Here is a 19,188-nt window from a genome sequence, read left to right as displayed (position 1 = left end):
TGCCCCCGCCGCCGCCGGTCCCGCCGCGCGGCGCGGACCGGGCCATGCCCGCACGCCGTCCCGGCGCGCCGCGTCACGCGCGCCCCGAGACGCCCCAGCCACCGCCGCCGGCGCCGCCGCAGGCACCGCCGCCGATGGCGCCGCGACGCCCGCCCGTGCGCCGTCCCGCGCCGGCCGACCACGGCCTCGATCTGTTCGACGAGCGGCCCCCGCCGCCGCGTCCCCGCCGGCCGCGCCAGCCGCCGCCGGACGAGTCGCCGACCGAGATCATCCACCTCGAGGACGACTACGACTACGACGAGTACGACGACTACCCGGAGAACGCCGACGAGGAGCGCGCCGAGCCCGAGTACATCGAGCCGGCCGACGACGATCCGGCCGAGCCGGAACGCCGCCGCAAGCCGGTGCGCTGGCTGGTCGCGCTCGTCGTGCTCGCGCTCATCGGCGGCGGCGCCTGGTACGGCATCGACGCCGTCTTCGGTTACGACGACTACGAGGGCAGCGGCGAGTCCGACGTCCTGATCGAGATCAGCGCGGGCGACTCGACCGGCGCGATCGGGCAGGAACTGGCCGGGGCCGGGGTCGTGGCCAGCGCGAAGGCGTTCGTGAAGGCCAGCGAGGACAACTCGAAGGTGCTGAGCCTGCAGCCCGGCTACTACGTCGTGAAGACGAAGATGTCCGGCGCCGCGGCGGTGGCGAGGCTGACCCAGGACGGCTCGCGCGTCGGCGTGCTGCAGGTGCGTGCCGGGACCCAGCTGGACGACATCACCCAGCCCGACGGCACGGTCACGCCCGGCGTGTTCTCGCTGCTGTCGAAGGCCTCCTGCGCGCAGCTGAACGGCCAGAGCACGTGCATCCCGGTCGAGCAGCTGCGCGACACCGCGGCCAAGGCCGACCTGAAGGCACTGGGCGCGCCGGACTGGGCCGTGCCGGTGATCTCCGGGTCCACCGACGCCCGCCGCATCGAGGGCCTGGTCGCCCCCGGGGTCTACGACGTCAAGCCCGGCTGGTCGGCCGAGGAACTGCTGTCCTACGTGCTCAAGACGTCGGCCACCCGGATCCAGAGCGCCGGGCTGGCCGCGACGTCGAAGTTCCAGGGCCGCACGCCGTACGAGACGCTGATCGTCGCCTCGCTCATCGAGCGGGAGGGCGTCAAGCAGGACTTCGAGAACATCGGGCAGGTCATCTACAACCGGCTCGCGCAGAACATGCGGCTGCAGCTGGACTCGACGGTGAACTACCTGCTGGACAAGCCGGTCGTGACCACCACCGACGAGGACCGCAACCGGCCCGGCCCGTACAACACGTACAAGATCCCGGGGCTGCCGCCGACGCCGATCTCCTCGCCCAGCCCGGAGGCCATCGACGCGGCGGCCAACCCCACCCAGGGCACCTACGTGTACTTCGTCAAGTGCGAGAAGAACGGCCTGTCCTGCTTCGCCTCGGACCTCCCCGAGCACGAGCAGAACAAGACCCTGGCGAGGCAACGCGGTGCCTACTGAGCCGGTGCCTACCGAACGCAGGGCCGCGGTGCTGGGCAAGCCGGTGGCGCACTCGCTGTCGCCGGTCCTGCACCAGGCGGCGTACGCGGCACTGGGATTGCACGGGTGGACCTACGACCGCGTCGAGATGGACGCCGAGGGTCTGCCCGGGTTCGTGCGCGGGCTCGGCCCGGAATGGGCCGGCCTGTCGGTCACCATGCCGGGCAAGCGGGCCGCGCTGGACTTCGCGAGCGAGGCCACGCCACGGGCGGTGGCCGCGGGCGCGGCCAACACGCTGGTGCGGACCGCCGGCGGGTGGCTGGCCGACTGCACGGACGTCGACGGGGTCGCCGGTGCGCTGCGGTGCGCGGGCGGTTTCACCGGCGGGGACACCGGTCTGGTCCTCGGCGCGGGCGGCACGGCGGCCGCGACCGTCGTGGCGTTCGCGGCCCTGGGCGTCCGGCGCGCGGTGCTCGTGGTGCGCGACCCGGCGCGGGCGCGGGAGACCGTCGAGGCGGCCGGCCGGGCCGGTATCGAGGCCGACGTGCGCGGGTGGGCCTCGGCGGACTTCGGCAAGCTCGCCGCCGACTGCGCGGTGCTGGTGAGCACCGTCCCGCCCGCGGCGGTCGCGGAGCACGCGGCCGAGCTGGCCGCGGCGCCGTGCGTGCTGGACGTCATCTACCACCCGTGGCCCACACCGCTGGCCGAGGCCGCCGCCGGCCGGGTCGCCACCGGACTGGACATGCTGCTGCACCAGGCGTTCGGGCAGGTCGAGCACTTCACCGGACGGCCCGCCCCGCGCGAGGCGATGCGGGACGCCCTGCGCGCGGCCACGGGCGGCATCCTGCCGCTGCCCCTGGACTAGCGTGAGCACCATGAAGATCGTGGTGCTGGACGACTATCAGGACGTCGCGCGGAGCCTCGCGGACTGGGATTCGCTGGGAGCCGAGGTCGAGGTGATCACCTCCTACCTCGGGGACCACGACGAGCTGGTCCGGCGGCTGGCCGGCGCCGAGGTCGTCGTCGCGATGCGGGAGCGCACGCGGTTCACCGCCGAGCTGCTGGAGCGGCTGCCCGACCTGAAGCTGCTGGTCAGCACCGGCCGCCGGAACGCGGCCATCGACCTCAAGGCCACCGAGCGGCTGGGCGTCACGGTGTGCGGCACCGGCTACCTGCCGCACCCGACGGCCGAGCACACCTGGGCGCTCATCCTCGCCGCGCACCGCCACCTGGAGACCGAGCTGGCCGCCATGCGCGACGGCGCGTGGCAGTCCACCGTGGGCGCCGGCCTGCACGGCAAGACGCTCGGCCTGCTCGGGCTCGGCAACCTCGGCCAGCGGGTGGCGAAGATCGGCCAGGCGTTCGGCATGGAAACCATCGCCTGGAGCCAGAACCTGACCGCCGAGCGGGCCGCCGAGCACGACGTCACCGCGGTGTCCAAAGAGGACCTGTTCGCGCGTGCGGACGTCCTGTCGGTGCACCTGGTGCTGTCCAAGCGCACCCGCGGTCTCGTCGGCGCGGCCGAGCTGGCCGCGATGAAGCCGGGCGCGCTGCTGGTCAACACCTCGCGCGGCCCGATCGTCGACGAGCAGGCGCTGCTGGACGCGCTGCGGGCGCGCCGCATCCACGCGGCGCTGGACGTCTACGACATCGAGCCGCTGCCGGCCGACCACCCGCTGCGCGCGATGCGCAACGCCACCCTGACCCCGCACCTGGGCTACGTGACGCGCGAGGTGTACGAGATCTTCTACCGGGACGCGGTCGAGGACATCGCTGCCTGGCGCGACGGCAACCCGGTGCGGGTCATGACGCTGTGACGGGGCGCCTCCCCGCGGGGAGAGGCGCCCCTGGCCGGCTCAGCGGACGATCGTGCCGCTGGAGCTGATGCGGTTGCTGATGTTGCTGGAGAAGGACTGCACCTCGGCGTAGACACCGGGGTAGTCCGGCCGGGCGCAGCCTTCGCCCCAGCTCACGATCCCGACCTCGACCCACTCGCCGGCCGCGTTCTTCTTGACCATCGGGCCGCCCGAGTCGCCCTGGCAGGTGTCCGTGCCGCCCTCCGGGTAGCCGGCGCACAGCTCGTAGGCCGGCTGGAGATCGCTGCCGTAGGACTGCTGGCAGGTGGAGTCGCTGACGTAGGGCACGGTCGCGTACTTGAGGTAGCGCGACTGGCCGCCGCCCTCGACGGTGGCGCCCCAGCCCATGATGGTGAAGGTGCCGCTGTTGAGGGAGGTGTCGCCGGGCGCGGCGAACTTCAGCGTCGGCGCGGACGGGGCGGAGGCCAGTTCGATCAGCGCCCAGTCCTGCGCGCCGGTGCTGGCGTAGGCGGGGCTGCGGTAGACGTAGGTCGACTTGATCGACTGGCCGCCGCTGCTCTGCAGGTCCACCTTGCCGATCGTGGCGGTGATGCTGGAGTTGGTGCCGGTCCGGGACACGCAGTGCGCCGCGGTCAGCACGACCCGGGGTGCGACGAGCGCGCCGCCGCAGCCCATGGACAGCCGCACCATCCACGGGAACTGGCCCTGGGTGGCGTTGGTGCCGCCGACGACGAACGGCGTGACCGTGTCACCGGCCGGTTGCGCGGCCTGCGCCGGGGTCAGCGCCGCGGTGAGCGCGGTGGCGAACGCGGCGGTCGTCAGAATGGCCCGCCGGATTGTTTTGCGCAGTGATTTCCGCATTGTCAGACCCCCGCCGTCCGAGTGATCCAGGATCGGTTCGCGGCGACGCTGCCGTAGATTTGCGAAGAACTGCCGTCCGCCATCGACGCCACGCCCACCTGCACGCCATTGGCCATTTGGGGGCCGCCGGAATCGCCCTTCCAGGCCACGCCGTTCACGCCGGTGGAGCAGATCGCGCGGCCGCCGTAGGCGTCGGTGCAGCTGCCGCCGATGCGCGTGTTGCGCACGGTCGCGGTCTTGAGCTGCTCGGCCGCGGAGCCGTCGTAGCTGGTGCGGCCCCAGCCGTAGATGGAGTTCGTGCTGCCGACCGCCGGGTCGGCGCCGGCCAGCCGGGCGTAGGTGGTGCTGATCGAAGTGCCGAGCTGGAGCAGGGCGAAATCGCTGCTGGGGTTGGCGACCTGGCGCGTCACGGTCGCGGTGACGCCGCCGGAGGAGCGGTACACGCTGCCGACGCGCACGGTCATGCCCGAGCCGAGGCAGTGCTTGGCGGTGAGCACCCACCGCGACGCGATGATGGTGCCCGAGCAGTTGAACTGACCGTCGACGAACACGGCCGCCGCCCACGGCGCGCTCGACACGGTGCTGCCCCCGACGATGAACGGTTCGACGGCCGGTCCCGCGGCGAATGCGGGAGCGGCGCCGCCCGCGGCGATCCCGGCCGCGGCGAGAACGGTGGAAATCCACCGGAAAATGCGCATGACGAATAAACCTCCGCAGGGGTGAGGTATTCGCGCCCGACGATGTGCGCGACAGGCAGAAGTTAGCGCGAGAAGAACCCGACGAAAGTCGTCAATGCGGATCGGGTGGCCGGGAACGACCCGGATGGCCTACGACCAGTGGCCGGTCACCCGGCGCGCAGTTCGGCGAGCACGGCGTCGGTGAACGGCGGCCACGCCTCGATCGCCCAGGGGCCGAAGTCCAGGTCCGTCAGCACGACGCACGCGGCGGCCGCGTCCGGGTCCACCCACAGGAACGTGCCGGACTGGCCGAAGTGCCCGAACGTCCGCGGCGAGCTGCCCGCTCCGGTCCAGTGTGGACTCTTCGAGTCGCGGATCTCGAAGCCCAGCCCCCAGTCGTTGGGCTTCTGGTGCCCGAGCCCGGGCAGCACCCCGCTCAGCCCGGGGAAGGCGACGGTGGTCGCCGCGCGCAGGGTGGCCGGGTCGAGCAGCTTCGGCGCCTGCAGCTCGGCCGCGAACCGCACCAGGTCGTCCACGCTGGACACCCCGCCCGCGCCGGGGGAGCCCGCCAGCCGGGTCGACGTCATGCCGAGCGGGGCGAGCACGGCCTCCGACAGGTACTCGGCGAACGGGATGCCGGAGTGCTCGGCCAGCGCGTCGCCGAGGACCTGGAAGCCGGCGTTGGAGTACATGCGCCGCGTGCCGGGCGGGGCCATCACGCGGTCGGAGTCGAAGCCGAGGCCCGCGGTGTGCGCGAGCAGGTGCCGGATCGTCGCGCCCTCCGGCCCGGCGGGCGTGTCCAGCTCGACCACGCCCTCCTCGACGGCGATCAGCGCCGCGTACGCCGTGAGCAGCTTGGTCACCGAGGCCAGCCGGAACGTGCGCGCGGTGTCGCCGTGGCTGCCCGCCACCGTTCCGTCCGCCCGCACCACGGCCGCCGCCGCGTGCGGGGCAGGCCACTGATCGATCCGCTCCAGGCTCCGCATACCGCAAAGCCTAAACGGCGGCTGTCCCGCGCCGGGGACAGCCGCCGCCGGATCAGGCGTCGAGGTCGCTGGCGACCAGTTCGGCGACCGCGTCCACCGCGGCCTCCGCCCCGTCGCCCTCGGCGGCGATGACCACCTCGTCACCGTGGCCCGCGGCCAGCGTCATCAGGCTGAGCAGGCTCCCGGCCGGCACCGGGTCGGCACCGTCCTTGGCGATCGTCACCGGCACCGCCTGCGCGGCCGCCGTCTTGGCGACCAGGGCGGCGGGGCGGGCGTGCAGGCCCACCTTGCTGGCGACCGTCACACGTCGTTGCGGCATGTCGTCCCTTTCCTCACTTGCTGGGCGTGCCGGCGTCGGCGGCGGGCTGTTCGGCGTCGTCCTCCCGGCCCGGCGTGCGCAGGTTCCACTTCGTGATCACCCACCGGAACAGGAAGTAGTAGATGGCCGCGTAGACCAGGCCGATCGGGATCAGCAGCCACGCCCGGTTCGCCGCCGGCGCCGAGGAGTTCAGCGCGAAGTCGATGAACCCGGCCGAGAACGAGAACCCGAGGTGGATGTCCAGCGCGTTGCAGATCGCCAGAGACAGGCCGGTCAGCACGGCGTGGATCAGGTACAGCGGCCACGCGACGAACATGAACGCGAACTCGATCGGCTCGGTCACGCCGGTCAGGAACGAGGTGAACGCACCGGCGATCATGATGCCGCCGACGACCTTGCGCTGACCCGGCCGCGCGGTCTGCCAGATCGCCAGCGCGGCGGCGGGCAGCGCGAACATGAAGATCGGGAAGAAGCCGGTGGTGAAGGCGCCGGCGTTGGGGTCGCCGTTGAAGAAGTTGGTGATGTCGCCGCCGTCGAAGATGAACCACACCGGCACGTTGATCAGCTGGTGCAGGCCGATCGGCAGCAGCAGCCGGTTGAGCAGGCCGTAGATCCCGCCGCCCACGACGGCGTTGCCGGTCACCGCGTCACCGAGCCACTGCATCGCGTTGTCCACGGCCGGGAAGACCAGGCCGAACACGACGCCGATCAGCAGCAGCACCAGCGAGTTGACGATCGGCACGAACCGGCGGCCGCCGAAGAACGCCAGGTAGGGCGGCAGCTTCACGCGGTGGAACCGCTGCCACAGCACCGCGGTGACCAGGCCGACCACGATGCCGCCGAGCACGCTGTAGGGCCACTTGATCGGCTGCAGGTACCAGCCCTCCTTGAAGCCCTCCAGGTCGCTGACCGGCGCGAACACCTGCACGACCTTGTTGAACACCACGAACCCGACCACGGCGGCGACCCCGGTCGAGCCGTCCCCCTTGCGCGCGAAGCCGACGGCGATGCCGACCGCGAACAGCAGCGGCAGCCAGTCGAACAGGCCACCACCGGCCGCGGCGAGCACGGCGGCGACCTTGTCCCAGCCGAGGCCGTCCTTGCCGAGCAGGTCGTCCTGCCCGAGCCGGCTCAGCAGGCCGGCGGCGGGCAGGGTGGCGATGGGAAGCATGAGGCTGCGGCCGAAGCGCTGCAGCCCCGCCATCCCCCTGCCTTTGCCCTTGGTTCCATCTGCGACGGTGGCGCTCACGGGTTACCTCCGTGTTCGGCGGGGACTGTGCGATCGAGTTGCATGGACACCTGGTACCGGTCGCCCCGGTACCACGAGGTCATGTCCTCCACGGGGACTCCGGACGCGCTGGAGACCCGGCGGAAGACCAGGAGCGGGTCGCCGGTGCGGATGCCGAGCAGCCGCGCGGTCTCCCGGTCCGCCGCTTCCGACCACACCGTCTGGCGGGCGTGGTCCAAGCGGAGGTCGTAGTGCTGCGCGAGTTGCGCGTACAGCGAGGAGGTCAGGTCCAGATCCGGCAGCCCGGGCACCCGGCCCGGGTGGTACCAGCCGCGCTCGACGGCCAGCGGGGTGCCGTCCGCGCGGCGGCGGCGCACCAGCCGGTAGGCCGGTTCGCGCGGGCCCAGCCCGAGAGCGCCGGCGGTCTCCACCGGTGGGTTCTCCAGGCCGCAGTGCAGCAGCTCGGTGGCCGGGGTGAGGCCGCGGCGGCGCATGTCGTCGGTGAACGACATCAGGTAGAGCTGCAGCTCCATGCGCCGCGTGGCGGTGAAGGTGCCCTTGCCGCGGGCGCGGGTGAGCAGGCCCTCCTCGACGAGCTTGCCGATCGCGGAGCGGACCGTCAGCCGGGACACCTGGTAGCGCTCGGCCAGCTCGCGCTCGGACGGGATCGGCGACCCCGGCGGCAGCTCGCGCTCGATGCTGCGCCGCAGGATCTCCCGCAGCTGCGCGTGTTTCGGCGTCGGCCCGTCCACCACGCGGTCGGCGGTGGTCGCGGTCTGCGCCATGCCACCTCCAGGTTTCGGGTTGGTTTCCGGGGTCGCACCGGACGCCGGGAATTGGTACGTTCCGGTCTAGACCATTTCTTGATGGGGCAGAATGCTCCGCTACCCGGGCGGGTGTCAACCACCGTTACGGGTTCGTGTTCGGCAAGCAGAGAAGGAGGCCGCCGTGGCGGACGACAGGCCGGAACAGATCCTCGCGGCACTGGGCGGCGCGGACAACGTCGTCGAGATCGAAGGCTGCATCACGCGGCTGCGGTGCGAGCTCGAGGACGGCTCGCTGGTGGACGAGGCCGCGCTCAAGGCGGCCGGCGCGCACGGCGTGATGAAGATGGGCTCGGTGGTGCAGGTCGTCGTCGGCCCCGAGGCGGACACCATCGCCAGCGACATCCAGGACCTGATGTGAGCCTGACCGTGCAGAGCCCGGTGCCGGGCCGCGTCACGCCCATGTCCGAGGTGCCCGACCCGGTGTTCGCGCAGTCGATGGTCGGTCCCGGGGTCGCGGTGCTGCCCGCGGGCGGGCGGCAGGACGCGCTCAGCCCGGTCGACGGGACGGTGGTGACGCTGCACCCGCACGCGTTCGTCGTCGCGACCGAGGGTGGTCAGGGGGTGCTGGTGCACCTGGGCATCGACACGGTCAAGCAGAAGGGCGAGGGCTTCACGCTGCACGTCGTGAAGGGCGAGTCGGTGCGCGCCGGGCAGCCGCTGATCAGCTGGGACCCGGACGCGGTCGCCGCGGCGGGGTACTCACCGGTGGTGCCGGTGGTGGCGCTCGACGCGGACGCCGCGGCGCTGTCCGGGGTGCTCACCGGCGGCACCGTCGACGCCGGCGAGCAGCTCTTCGCCTGGGACTAAGCCGTCACCACGTTCTGCCCCTCGACCTTGACCGGGATCGGGGTCAGGCCGGTCTCCGCCGGGCCCTTCTCCAGCGCGCCGGTCAGGGTGTCGAACTCCGAGCCGTGCAGCGGGCACTTGATTGCGTCGCCTTCGGGGGCCACCGTCGCGCCCTGGTGCGGGCACACCGCGCTGAAGCAGGCCGCGGTGGTGTCGGTGGGGCGGGCGAGGATGGCCGGCTTGCCGTCGACCGTGACCGACTTGGCCTGGCCGACCGGGACGTCGCCCAGCGCCGCGACGGTGGTGCCGGACGGGGCGGCCGGGGCCGGGCCGGTGTTCTGGCTGCTTCCGGACGTGCCGCTGTCGCCGCCACCGCAGGCGGCCAGGACCACGGTGCCCGCGGCGGCGCCGGCCACGGCGACCCCGGTCGTCAGGACGGTACGGCGGGTGGGTGAGTGAGCAGTCATGCCCGGTGACACGACCGAGGGCCCCGGCGGGTTCAATCCGGCGGCGGATTGAACCCGATCGCGTTCCGCCCCGTGGTGAACGGTGCAAGGATCGCCGGTGGAGGAGGTCGGGTCATGGTCGCGTGGCTGTTGCGGATCCTGGTGGTCCTCGGGCTGCTCGGATCCGCGTGGGTGCACTGGGACCTGTGGGCCAACGAGGGCTTCGACTCGATCGACGTGATCGGGCCGTTGTTCCTGGTTAACGTCGTCGCCGGGGTGGTCATCGCGCTGGCCGTGCTGTTCTGGCACCACTGGCTGCCGGTGCTGGCCGCGATCGGGTTCGGCGCCGTGACGCTGGGCGCGTACCTGATCTCGCTGACGCCCGGCGGGCTGTTCGGCGTGCGGGAGCAGTTCGCCACGTCCGCCGAGACCTGGGGCGTGGTCACCGAGGCCGGGTGCGTCGTGTTCGGCGTGGCGTTGCTGTTCGCGCAGCGGGTGCGGCGGAAGCAGAGCGTGCCGGCGTGACCGGCGGCGCGGAAGACCAGTTGATGCGGGCGCTGCACGACGACCACGCGGCCGCCCTCTGGTCCTACGCGCTGCGCCTGACCGGCGGGGACCGGGCCCGCGCCGAGGACGTCGTGCAGGAGACGCTGCTGCGGGCGTGGAAGCATCCCCGGGTGCTGGACCAGACGCGGGGGTCGGCGCGGGCGTGGCTGTTCACGGTGGCGCGCCGCATCGCGATCGACGACTGGCGGTCGGCCGCCCACCGGTCGGAGGTGACCACCGCTTCGCCGCCCGAGCTGGCCACGCCGGACGACACCGACCGGGCGCTGCAGGGCTGGCTGGTGGTGGAGGCGTTGAAGGAGTTGTCCGCGGCGCACCGCGAGGTGCTGCTGCTGTGTTACTTCCAGGGTTTCTCGGTCGCCGACGCGGCCGCGCGGCTCGGGATTTCCGCCGGGACGGTCAAGTCCCGGACGCACTACGCGCTGCGGGCGCTGAAGCTCGCGCTGGAGGAGAAGGGGGTGACCCGGTGACCGAGCCCGACGAGTTCGTGCCCTACGACGCGGCGTATGTGCTGGGCGCCCTCTCACCGGAGGACCGCGCCGCCTACGAGGCGCACCTGCGAGGGTGTGCGGCGTGTTCCCGCGCGGTGGCCGAGCTGGCCGGCCTGCCCGGGCTGTTGTCGCAGGTGACGCCGGACATGGTCGAGGCGGAGCCGCCGCCGGACCGGGTGCTGCCGGCGCTGCTGCGCGGGGTGCGGCGCGCCCGGCGCCGGCGAGTGCTGACGACGTTCGGGGTGGCGGTGGCCGCTGCGGCGGCGGTGCTGGTGGCGATCTTCGCACCGCAGCCGGATGCCGGTGGTGGGACAGCGATGACGCCCCTGGGCGCCTACCCGGTCCAGGCGACGGCCGCGGTGGCCGAGGTGTCGGGCGGTAGCCGGGTGGACATGTCGTGCAGCTACCGGGGCGCCTACCAGGGCGCGGGGTACCTGCTGGTGGCCGTGCGGGCGGACGGCTCGGAGTTCGAGCTGGCGACCTGGAACGCCGCCCCGGACCGGGACGCGCGGATCTCGGTGGGCACCGACCTGCCGCCCGAGGAGATCAAGGCGCTGGAAATCCGCACGACGAGCGGGGTGCCGCTGCTGCGGTGGCAGCCGTGAGGGTTTGGTTGTGCCCCCTTTGCCGGGCGCGGCGGGCGGTGGTTGGGCCCCCTTTTTTTTTGGCTCTTTGTACTGATGTGTGGGTGGGTCTGCCCAGGTAGCGGAGGGGCACGTCGTTGCTGGGTCTAGGTTTCTGAGCTGTCGAGGAACAGAAACCGGATAGACGGAGAACGACGTGCCCGCTGCCAGGATATGGGGTCGGTTGCTGGGTGTGAATCCGGCGGTCGTGGAGTCGGTCGAGTTCGATGGGGCCGCGCAGGTGCTGGTGGCCGCGGTGCGGGTCCGGAGCCGGGATCGTGACCGGTGCGGGGTGTGCTCGCGGCGATGCCCGCGGTATGACGCCGGCCGGGGCCGGCGGCGATGGCGTGCACTGGACCTGGGAACTATTCAGGCGTTCGTCGAGGCGGACGCATCCCGGGTGCGGTGTCGCCAGCACGGGGTCGTGGTCAGTGCGGTGCCCTGGGCGCGGCACGGTGCTGGGCATACCCGCGCGTTCGACGACACCGTCGCCTGGCTGGCGACCGCGACGTCGAGGTCCACGGTCGCGCAGCTGATGCGGATCGCCTGGCCGACGGTCGGCTCGATCATCACCCGGGTCCGGGCCGATATCGACGCGAGGGTGGATCGCCTGGCCGGGCTGCGCAGAATCGGGGTCGATGAGATCAGCTATAAGAAGAACCATCGATATCTCACCATTGTTGTCGATCACGACACCGGCCGGCTGGTATGGGCGGCGGCGGGCAACGACAAACCGACGTTGGCCGTGTTCTTCGAGTTGCTCGGAGCCGATCGATGCGCGCAGATCACGCATGTCTCGGCGGACGCGGCCGCGTGGATCGCGCGGACCGTCGAACAGTACTGCCCGGACGCGATCCGCTGCGCTGATCCGTTCCACGTGGTCAAATGGGCCACCGATGCTCTAGACCAGGTTCGGCGCCAGGTATGGAATACCGCACGCCGCCAGCCTGGCGGAAGCCACAAAGACCGGCGTGGCCGCACCGCCTCAGCCGGTCCGGCTCAAGGCATGAAACGCGCACGATGGGCGTTGTGGAAGAACCCGGACAACCTCACCGATCATCAGCGTCACAAATTGACCTGGATCGCCAAGACCAACCCCCGGCTTTACCGCGCCTACCTGCTCAAAGAAGGCCTTCGACACGTCTTCGCCGTGGGCGGGCAGGCCGGAAAAGAAGCGCTGCAACGGTGGCTGTCCTGGGCAGTGCGCTGCCGGATACCCGAGTTCGTCAAGCTCGCCCGCACTATCCGGTCCGAGCTGCCGGCGATCCACGCGAGCTTGGATCACGGTCTGTCCAACGCGCTGATCGAATCGACCAACACCAAGATCCGGCTACTGACCCGCCTGGCCTTCGGGTTCAAACACGCCGACGCCCTGATCTCCCTCGCACTCCTCGCGCTCGGCGGCTACCGCCCCGAACTACCTGACCGCACCCACACATAGATCAACAGAGCCTTTTTTTGGCGACTCGGACGGTGGCTGGGCCCCTTTCCCAGCGACGCGGACGATGGTTGCACCCCTTTCCCGGCGACGCGGTTCGGGCGGGACTGTTTCAAGATCGGTGTTTCTGGCCCGACACGCCGGGCTGAGGTCCGGCGGGATGGGCACTGTGAGTGATGACATCTGGGGCTGTGACTCCACGTAAGAGTGAGAAGCGGTTGTCACCGGAGCAGGCCGCTGCGGTGGCGATGGTGGCCGAGGCCCGGCAGCGGGGGCTGGAGCTGACCGGCCCGAACGGGCTGTTGAAGCTGTTCACCAAGAACGTGTTGGAAACCGCGCTGAATGAGGAGATGACCGAGCACCTCGGACATGAGAAGCATCGTGCCGAGCCGGGGCGTGATTCGGCGAATGTGCGTAACGGGACCCGGAAGAAGACGGTGCTCTCGGACGCGGCCGGCGAGGTGGAGATCGAGGTTCCGCGGGATCGGGAATCCACGTTCGAGCCGCAGATTGTGAAGAAGCGGCAACGTCGGCTCACCGATGTGGACGAGATCGTGCTGTCCCTGTATGCGAAGGGGATGACCACCGGTGAAATCTCGGCGCATTTCGCCGAGATCTACGGCGCGTCGGTGAGCAAGGAAACGATCTCCCGCATCACCGACAAGGTCGTGGCGGAGATGCAGGACTGGGCCAGCCGTCCGCTCGACGTCGTCTACGCCGCGGTGTTCATCGACGCGATCGTGGTCAAGGTCCGCGACAGCCAGGTGGCCAACCGGCCTTTCTACGCCGCCATCGGTGTCACCGTGGACGGCCGTAAGGACGTGCTCGGCCTGTGGGCGGGCAGCGGCGGCGAGGGCGCCAAGTTCTGGATGAGCGTCCTGGTCGATCTGAAAAACCGCGGCGTGAAGGACGTGTTCTTCCTCGTCTGCGACGGTTTGAAAGGCTTGCCCGAGGTGGTGGAACAAGTCTGGCCGGCCGCGATCGTGCAAACCTGCATCATCCACCTCATCCGCAATTCGTTCCGGCTCACCTCCCGGAAATACACCGACGCGCTCAAACGGGACCTCAAAGCCATGTACGAGGCCCCAACGCGACAGCGGCGGAAGTGGCGTTGCAGGAACTGGACGACAAATGGTCTGCGCAGTATCCGGCGCTGGTCCGACTGTGGCGCAACGCCTGGACCGAGTTCGTGCCGTTCCTCGATTACGACGTCGAGATCCGAAAAATGATCTGCTCGACCAACGCGATCGAATCGCTCAATGCCCGCTACCGGCGGGCGGTGCGAGCCCGCGGCCACTTCCCAACCGAGCAGGCCGCCCTGAAGTGCCTGTACCTTGTGACCCGCAGCCTGGACCCCACCGGCACAGGCCGCGCCCGATGGACGATGCGCTGGAAACCCGTACTCAACGCCTTCGCCATCACCTTCGGTGACCGCTGGCCGGCCGCCGAAACCTACTAACCGAACCGCCAGAAACACCGATCACGGGATAGACCCGTTCGGGCTGCCACGGGGCGGAATGCACGTCTTCCGGTGTCGCGTTGCCGCGGCTCTTGTCGTGGCACCTTCCCGTTCCTCGTGGTGTCGCACGTCGTTTGAGCCTTGCAGTGTCGTCCCTCGTTGAGCTTTGTGGCGCCGTGCTCCGTGCTCCGTGCTTCATGCGAGGTTGTCTCTCGCGCTGCCGCACCTCGTGTGAGGCCGTCTTCTCATCGAATCGCGCCCCTTGCGCCGCCACCGTTTCCTCATTGCGCGTTCCTCGTGGCCTCGTATCTCTGTTGCGGCACGCCGTGGTGCTCCTGCCGCACCACACGGGGAAGCCCGCACCACGTAGCCCGCACTGCGCGGGGTGGCCCGCATTGCACGGGGTGGCCGGTACTGCGTGAAGTAGCCCGCATTGCGCCGGGTGGTCCGCACTGCGCGGGGTGGCCCGCATTGCACGGGGTGGCCGGTACTGCGTGAAGTAGCCCGCATTGCGCCGGGTGGTCCGCACTGCGCGGGTGGTCCGCATTGCACGGGGTGGCCGGTACTGCGTGAAGTAGCCCGCATTGCGCCGGGTGGTCCGCACTGCGCGGGTGGTCCGCATTGCACGGGTGGCCGGTACTGCGTGAAGTAGCCCGCATTGCGCCGGGTGGTCCGCACTGCGCGGGTGGTCCGCATTGCACGGGTGGCCGGTACTGCGTGAAGTAGCCCGCATTGCGCCGGGTGGTCCGCACTGCGCGGGTGGTCCGCATTGCACGGGTGGCCGGTACTGCGTGAAGTAGCCCGCATTGCGCCGGGTGGTCCGCACTGCGCGGGTGGTCCGCACTGCACGCGGTAGCCCGCATTGCATGGGTACCCGGTACTGCTGGGGTGGCCCGCACTGCACGTGGTGACCCGTACTGCGAGGGATAGCCCGCACTGCGCCGCGTAGCGCAGTTCCTCCTTACGTTGCGACTCCGCACGCGAGTCGCCCTGGCACGACTGGGCATCTCGCGCGCCGATGGCTGGTCACCTCGCGTGGCGGTGAGTGGCACAACCCGCGGCACATTCCACGCGAGTGGGACTTTCGTGAGCCCGCTACGCGGCCACCCATCACGCCAGTGCGATGACTGGGATTCTCGTGCGGTCGCGACTGGAACTCTCGTGCGGCGACGAAATGACCATTCGCGCGAAGGGCGCCGTGCGAGTGGGAATCTCGTACGCGCCCGCATTTGGCGTTACGCGGCCGACCGCGCAGGCTGGATTCGTGAACTGGGGAATCGTGGCGGCGCTCGGCGCCGCCGGAGCAACAGTGGGTGCCGGGACGGCCAGCCTCCTCCGGAGAGCCGACGCCCCGGTGCCGGCCGCCGTGGTGGTGCTCGGCACCGGAGCTGCCTGGGCGGGGCTCGCCACCGTGGCGCCCGCCTGGACGGCCTTCGTGCTGGCCGCGCTCGCCGTGCCGTTGATCGCGGCGGACCTGCGCCACCGGCGGCTGCCGGATGTGCTCACGTTGCCCGCGTACCCGCTCTTCGTCGGCGTCGCACCGGATCCGGCGAAGGCGCTCGCGGCGGCCGCGGTCTTCGGGGGCGCGCACCTGGCGGTCCACCTGCTGGCACCGCACGCGATGGGCGCCGGCGACGTCAAGCTGGCGGGCGCCCTCGGCGCGGCACTCGGCTCGGCGGGGTGGCTCGCGTTGCCGGTGGCCGTCGTGCTGGCCGCGCTGATCACGGCCGTCCTGGCCGCGACGCGCCGCTGGCCGGACGGGGTGCCGCACGGCCCGGGGCTACTGGCGGCGGCCATCACATTGGTGCTGATCCGTCCCGGGTGACGGCAGCCCCGCGAGCGCGGCAGCGGGAGACGGGCCATCGTGCAACCGAGGGCGCCGCGACCGTGCGACGCAGGTGACCGCCGGGGCAGGGGTGGGTGCTCTCGCAGTTGGGGGTGCGGTAGCCGCGGGCGGGCGTCCAGTGCGGCGGTGGCCGCCGGGACCGTGACGGCTGAGGTCCGGACAGGCTGCTACGACGCGCGCCACCGTCGAGCCGGCCCCCGCGCGAGAGGTCCACCGTGCGCCCACCCGCCCCAGCAGCCTGCACCGGGCTTCCTGCACTGAGCTTTCTGCACGGAGCCGCCTGCGCCGGAGCCGCCTGCACCGGGCCGTAGCCGACATGACAGGATCGTCTGGTGGTACTGCGCTGGATAACCGCTGGTGAATCGCACGGTCCGGCCCTCGCGGCCGTGCTCGAAGGGATGGTGGCCGGGGTCGAGGTCACCACCGCCGACGTGAGCGAGCAGCTCGCCCGCCGGCGGCTCGGGTTCGGCCGCAGCCCCCGCATGGGCTTCGAGACCGACCACATCGAGTTCCTCGGCGGCGTCCGGCACGGCGTCACCCAGGGCGGACCGGTCGCGGTGCACATCGAGAACGCCGAGTGGCCCAAGTGGGAGAAGGTCATGTCGGCCGACCCCGTGGACCCGGCCGAACTCGAGGGCCTGGCCCGCAACGAGCCGCTCACCCGCCCGCGCCCCGGCCACGCCGACCTGCCCGGCATGCAGAAGTACGGCTTCGACGAGGCGCGCCCCGTCCTGGAGCGCGCCAGCGCCCGCGAGACCGCCTCCCGCACGGCCCTGGGCACCGTGGCCCGGAACTTCCTCCGCCAGCTGCTCGGCGCGGAGATCGTGAGCCACGTCGTGTCGATCGGCGGCGCCGTCGCTCCCGAGGGCCCGCTGCCGGGGCCGCAGGACCTCGCTGCCGTCGACGAGAGCCCGGTCCGCGCGTTCGGCCAGGAGGCCACCGACGCGATGGTCGCCGAGGTGGACGCCGTCCGCCACGCCGGTGACACGGTCGGCGGCGTCATCGAGGTCATCGCCTACGGGCTGCCGCCGGGGCTCGGCTCCCACGTCCACTGGGACCGCCGCCTCGACGCGCGCCTCGCGGGCGCCCTGATGGGCGTCCAGGCCATGAAGGGCGTCGAGGTCGGCGACGGCTTCACCACCGCCCGCCGGTGGGGCAGCCAGGCCCACGACGAGATCGACCGCGGTGACGGCCCGGCCGGGGTCACCCGCCGCTCCAACCGGGCCGGCGGCCTCGAGGGCGGCATCACCAACGGCGAGCCGGTCCGGGTGCGCGTCGCGATGAAGCCGATCTCCACCGTCCCACGGGCGCTGTCCACAGTGGACGTGAAGACCGGCGAGCCGGCCGTCGCGATCCACCAGCGCTCCGACGTGTGCGCGGTGCCGCGCGCCGGGGTCGTCCTGGAGTCCGTCGTGGCGCTCGTGCTCGCCGACGCGGCACTGGAGAAGTTCGGCGGCGACTCGCTGGCGGAGACCAAGCGCAACGCCGAGTCCTACCTCGCGGCACTGGAGGAACGGTGGGCCAACCTCCCTGCATCGTGATCGCCGGCCCGCCCGGGTCGGGCAAGAGCACGGTCGGACCGCTGCTCGCGCAGCGCCTGGGCGTGCCGTTCCGCGACAGCGACGACGACATCGTCGCCCGCGCCGGCCGTCCGATCGCGGACATCTTCGCCGACGACGGTGAACCGGCCTTCCGCGCGCTCGAAGAAGAAGTCATCGCCGAGGCGCTCGCCGAACACGACGGGGTGCTCTCCGTCGGCGGCGGCGCGGTCCTCGCCGAAGGCACCCAGAAGCGCCTGGTCGGCCACCCCGTCGTCTTCCTCAACGTCGGCTTCGCCGCGGGCGTGCAGCGCGTCGGCCTGTCCACCGCGCGCCCGCTGCTGGCCGGGGTCAACCCGCGCGCCACCTACCGCTCGCTGCTCGAAGCGCGGCTGCCGGTCTACCGCGCGGTCGCCACCATCGAGGTCGCCACCGACGACCGCACCCCGGCCGAGATCGTCGACGCCATCGCCCGCGAACTAGCCCTGGAGGGAACGCAGTGACCGACCCGGTCCGGATCGAGGTCCGCACCGCCCGGCCGTACCCGGTCGTCGTCGGCCGCGGGCTGCTCGGCGAGCTGGCCGAGGCCGTCAAGGACGCCTCCAGCGTGGCGATCATCCACCAGCCCACGCTCACCACCACCGCCGAAGCCGTCCGCGACGAACTCAACGCCGCCGGCCTGGACGCCCACCGCGTCGAGATCCCCGACGCCGAGGACGGCAAGGCGCTCTCCGTCGCCGGCTTCTGCTGGGAGGTCCTCGGGCGCATCGGCCTGGACCGCCAGGGCGTCGTCATCGGCCTCGGCGGGGGAGCGGTCACCGACCTCGCCGGGTTCGTCGCCGGCACCTGGATGCGCGGTGTCCGGCTGGTCAACGTGCCCAGCACGCTGCTCGGCATGGTCGACGCCGCGGTCGGCGGCAAGACCGGCATCAACACCGACGCGGGCAAGAACCTCGTCGGCGTCTTCCACGAGCCCAGCGCCGTCCTGGTCGACCTCGCGACCCTGGAAACCCTGCCGCGCAACGAACTGATCGCCGGCATGGCCGAGGTCGTCAAGGCCGGGTTCATCGCCGACCCGCGCATCCTCGAACTCATCGAGGCCGACCCGGAGGCCGCCACCGACCCGGCCGGGGAGGTCCTCGGCGAGCTGGTGCGCCGCTCGATCCAGGTCAAGGCCGACGTCGTGGCCGCCGACCTGCGCGAGTCCGACCTGCGCGAGATCCTCAACTACGGCCACACCCTCGGCCACGCCATCGAGCGCCGCGAGCGCTACCGGTGGCGCCACGGCGCGGCGGTCAGCGTGGGCCTGGTGTTCGCCGCCGAGCTGGCCCGCCTCGCGGGACGCCTCGACGACGCCACCGCCGAGCGGCACGCCGCCATCCTGGAGCGGCTAGGCCTGCCCACCAAGTACGACCCGGACGCGCTGCCGCAGCTGCTGGAGTCCATGCGCAAGGACAAGAAGACCCGCTCCGGCGTGCTCCGGTTCGTGGTGCTGGACGGGCTGGCCAAGCCCGGGCGCCTGGAGGGACCGGACCCGGCCCTGCTGGCCGCGGCGTACTCGGCGGTGGCCGGGCCGCGGCAGGCCGAGGGTGGGGGAGTGTTGCTGTGAAGGTCTTGGTGTACCGGGGCGGCGCGGCGGATGCTGCGGACTGCTCGGCGGTGGCCGGGCCGCGGCAGGCCGAGGGTGGGAGCGTGGTGTGCCGGGGCCGTGTGGCGATTGCGGCTGCGGGCTGCACAGCGGTAGCCGGGGCGCGGCGCGCCGAGCGTGGGAGCGTGTTGCTGTGAAAGGCTTGGTGTGCCA

20 protein-coding genes and 1 pseudogene are annotated in these 19,188 nt (G+C 71.7%); 14 read left to right on the top strand and 7 right to left on the bottom strand.

Going from position 1 to position 19,188, the window contains the following annotated elements:
• Positions 1-134: 134 nt before the first annotated feature.
• From mltG to L1857_RS23725, 3 genes are read left to right on the top strand one after another with little or no spacing between them, the layout of a single operon-like run.
• Complete coding sequence (gene mltG / locus L1857_RS23735; protein ID WP_094008025.1) at positions 135-1,502, top strand: endolytic transglycosylase MltG; 1,368 nt, start codon at positions 135-137, stop codon at positions 1,500-1,502.
• 4 nt (positions 1,503-1,506) lie between these two features.
• Complete coding sequence (locus L1857_RS23730; RefSeq protein ID WP_283258020.1) at positions 1,507-2,346, top strand: shikimate dehydrogenase; 840 nt, start codon at positions 1,507-1,509, stop codon at positions 2,344-2,346.
• Positions 2,347-2,356: 10 nt separating this feature from the next.
• A complete protein-coding gene (locus tag L1857_RS23725; protein ID WP_116115075.1) occupies positions 2,357-3,298 on the top strand; it encodes a D-2-hydroxyacid dehydrogenase family protein in 942 nt (313 codons plus the stop codon).
• Positions 3,299-3,337: 39 nt separating this feature from the next.
• On the opposite strand, the gene L1857_RS23720 is transcribed toward L1857_RS23725, so the two are convergent.
• The 6 genes from L1857_RS23720 to L1857_RS23695 form a co-directional block, all read right to left on the bottom strand.
• Positions 3,338-4,159 carry a S1 family peptidase gene (locus L1857_RS23720; RefSeq protein ID WP_094008027.1) on the bottom strand — a complete coding sequence of 274 codons (822 nt, stop codon included), beginning with the start codon at positions 4,157-4,159 and terminating at the stop codon, positions 3,338-3,340.
• 2 nt (positions 4,160-4,161) lie between these two features.
• Positions 4,162-4,857: a S1 family peptidase gene (locus L1857_RS23715; RefSeq protein ID WP_249466354.1), complete on the bottom strand. Its 696-nt coding sequence runs from the start codon at positions 4,855-4,857 to the stop codon at positions 4,162-4,164.
• A 146-nt stretch (positions 4,858-5,003) separates the two neighbouring features.
• Positions 5,004-5,822, bottom strand: a complete 819-nt coding sequence (locus tag L1857_RS23710) for a serine hydrolase domain-containing protein (RefSeq protein ID WP_094008029.1) — start codon at positions 5,820-5,822, stop codon at positions 5,004-5,006.
• Positions 5,823-5,874: 52 nt separating this feature from the next.
• Positions 5,875-6,141, bottom strand: a complete 267-nt coding sequence (locus L1857_RS23705) for an HPr family phosphocarrier protein (protein WP_094008030.1) — start codon at positions 6,139-6,141, stop codon at positions 5,875-5,877.
• 13 nt (positions 6,142-6,154) lie between these two features.
• Positions 6,155-7,345, bottom strand: coding sequence for a PTS transporter subunit EIIC (locus L1857_RS23700; protein ID WP_094008031.1), 1,191 nt, complete (start codon positions 7,343-7,345; stop codon positions 6,155-6,157).
• 41 nt (positions 7,346-7,386) lie between these two features.
• A complete protein-coding gene (locus L1857_RS23695) occupies positions 7,387-8,154 on the bottom strand; it encodes a GntR family transcriptional regulator (RefSeq protein WP_094008032.1) in 768 nt (255 codons plus the stop codon).
• 91 nt (positions 8,155-8,245) lie between these two features.
• Between L1857_RS23695 and L1857_RS23690 the strand changes: the two genes are divergently transcribed.
• Together L1857_RS23690 and L1857_RS23685 are read left to right on the top strand one after the other, a co-directional pair.
• Positions 8,246-8,554 (top strand): PTS sugar transporter subunit IIB, encoded by a 309-nt coding sequence (locus L1857_RS23690; RefSeq protein WP_255407950.1) that lies wholly within the window; start codon positions 8,246-8,248, stop codon positions 8,552-8,554.
• Positions 8,551-9,003, top strand: a complete 453-nt coding sequence (locus tag L1857_RS23685) for a PTS sugar transporter subunit IIA (RefSeq protein WP_094008034.1) — start codon at positions 8,551-8,553, stop codon at positions 9,001-9,003. Before L1857_RS23690 ends, L1857_RS23685 begins: the two co-directional genes overlap by 4 nt.
• On the opposite strand, the gene L1857_RS23680 is transcribed toward L1857_RS23685, so the two are convergent.
• Positions 9,000-9,449 carry a Rieske (2Fe-2S) protein gene (locus L1857_RS23680; RefSeq protein ID WP_249466351.1) on the bottom strand — a complete coding sequence of 150 codons (450 nt, stop codon included), beginning with the start codon at positions 9,447-9,449 and terminating at the stop codon, positions 9,000-9,002. The genes L1857_RS23685 and L1857_RS23680 overlap by 4 nt on opposite strands.
• Positions 9,450-9,563: 114 nt before the next feature.
• Between L1857_RS23680 and L1857_RS23675 the strand changes: the two genes are divergently transcribed.
• The 9 genes and pseudogenes from L1857_RS23675 (at position 9,564) to aroB (ending at position 18,996) form a co-directional block, all read left to right on the top strand.
• Complete coding sequence (locus L1857_RS23675) at positions 9,564-9,953, top strand: hypothetical protein (protein ID WP_094008036.1); 390 nt, start codon at positions 9,564-9,566, stop codon at positions 9,951-9,953.
• A 23-nt stretch (positions 9,954-9,976) separates the two neighbouring features.
• Positions 9,977-10,462, top strand: coding sequence for a sigma-70 family RNA polymerase sigma factor (locus L1857_RS23670; protein WP_233157463.1), 486 nt, complete (start codon positions 9,977-9,979; stop codon positions 10,460-10,462).
• Positions 10,459-11,088 (top strand): anti-sigma factor family protein, encoded by a 630-nt coding sequence (locus L1857_RS23665; RefSeq protein WP_094008038.1) that lies wholly within the window; start codon positions 10,459-10,461, stop codon positions 11,086-11,088. The genes L1857_RS23670 and L1857_RS23665 overlap by 4 nt, the downstream gene beginning before the upstream one ends.
• 175 nt (positions 11,089-11,263) lie before the next feature.
• Entirely contained in the window at positions 11,264-12,547 is a 1,284-nt protein-coding gene (locus tag L1857_RS23660) for an ISL3 family transposase (protein WP_116115555.1), read from the top strand.
• 173 nt (positions 12,548-12,720) lie between these two features.
• Positions 12,721-14,003, top strand: a pseudogene (locus tag L1857_RS23655) (IS256 family transposase).
• Positions 14,004-15,357: 1,354 nt separating this feature from the next.
• Complete coding sequence (locus L1857_RS23650) at positions 15,358-15,828, top strand: prepilin peptidase (protein ID WP_094008129.1); 471 nt, start codon at positions 15,358-15,360, stop codon at positions 15,826-15,828.
• Positions 15,829-16,178: 350 nt separating this feature from the next.
• Positions 16,179-17,390, top strand: a complete 1,212-nt coding sequence (aroC, locus tag L1857_RS23645) for a chorismate synthase (protein WP_198958354.1) — start codon at positions 16,179-16,181, stop codon at positions 17,388-17,390.
• Positions 17,387-17,890 carry a shikimate kinase gene (locus L1857_RS23640; RefSeq protein WP_094008127.1) on the top strand — a complete coding sequence of 168 codons (504 nt, stop codon included), beginning with the start codon at positions 17,387-17,389 and terminating at the stop codon, positions 17,888-17,890. The genes aroC and L1857_RS23640 overlap by 4 nt, the downstream gene beginning before the upstream one ends.
• Positions 17,887-18,996: a 3-dehydroquinate synthase gene (gene aroB / locus L1857_RS23635; protein WP_094008126.1), complete on the top strand. Its 1,110-nt coding sequence runs from the start codon at positions 17,887-17,889 to the stop codon at positions 18,994-18,996. The genes L1857_RS23640 and aroB overlap by 4 nt, the downstream gene beginning before the upstream one ends.
• Positions 18,997-19,188 lie beyond the last annotated feature (192 nt).

The organism is Amycolatopsis thermalba (assembly GCF_023376025.1).
GTDB classification, from domain to species: Bacteria; Actinomycetota; Actinomycetes; order Mycobacteriales; family Pseudonocardiaceae; genus Amycolatopsis_E; species Amycolatopsis_E thermalba.
Note: the sequence above shows the minus strand (reverse complement) of the source record. Positions and strands in the feature narration are given on the sequence as shown.

What these genes read in the sequence shown, in the direction of transcription:
- L1857_RS23725 (WP_116115075.1), top strand. Translation starts at nt 2,357, where the DNA reads ATGAAGATCGTGGTGCTGGACGACTATCAGGACGTCGCGCGGAGCCTC.
- L1857_RS23675 (WP_094008036.1), top strand. Translation starts at nt 9,564, where the DNA reads ATGGTCGCGTGGCTGTTGCGGATCCTGGTGGTCCTCGGGCTGCTCGGA.
- L1857_RS23720 (WP_094008027.1), bottom strand. Translation starts at nt 4,159, where the DNA reads ATGCGGAAATCACTGCGCAAAACAATCCGGCGGGCCATTCTGACGACC.
- L1857_RS23710 (WP_094008029.1), bottom strand. Translation starts at nt 5,822, where the DNA reads ATGCGGAGCCTGGAGCGGATCGATCAGTGGCCTGCCCCGCACGCGGCG.
- L1857_RS23695 (WP_094008032.1), bottom strand. Translation starts at nt 8,154, where the DNA reads ATGGCGCAGACCGCGACCACCGCCGACCGCGTGGTGGACGGGCCGACG.
- mltG (WP_094008025.1), top strand. Translation starts at nt 135, where the DNA reads ATGGCGCCGCGACGCCCGCCCGTGCGCCGTCCCGCGCCGGCCGACCAC.
- L1857_RS23705 (WP_094008030.1), bottom strand. Translation starts at nt 6,141, where the DNA reads ATGCCGCAACGACGTGTGACGGTCGCCAGCAAGGTGGGCCTGCACGCC.
- L1857_RS23690 (WP_255407950.1), top strand. Translation starts at nt 8,246, where the DNA reads ATGCTCCGCTACCCGGGCGGGTGTCAACCACCGTTACGGGTTCGTGTT.
- L1857_RS23680 (WP_249466351.1), bottom strand. Translation starts at nt 9,449, where the DNA reads ATGACTGCTCACTCACCCACCCGCCGTACCGTCCTGACGACCGGGGTC.
- L1857_RS23700 (WP_094008031.1), bottom strand. Translation starts at nt 7,345, where the DNA reads ATGGCGGGGCTGCAGCGCTTCGGCCGCAGCCTCATGCTTCCCATCGCC.
- L1857_RS23670 (WP_233157463.1), top strand. Translation starts at nt 9,977, where the DNA reads ATGCGGGCGCTGCACGACGACCACGCGGCCGCCCTCTGGTCCTACGCG.
- L1857_RS23715 (WP_249466354.1), bottom strand. Translation starts at nt 4,857, where the DNA reads ATGCGCATTTTCCGGTGGATTTCCACCGTTCTCGCCGCGGCCGGGATC.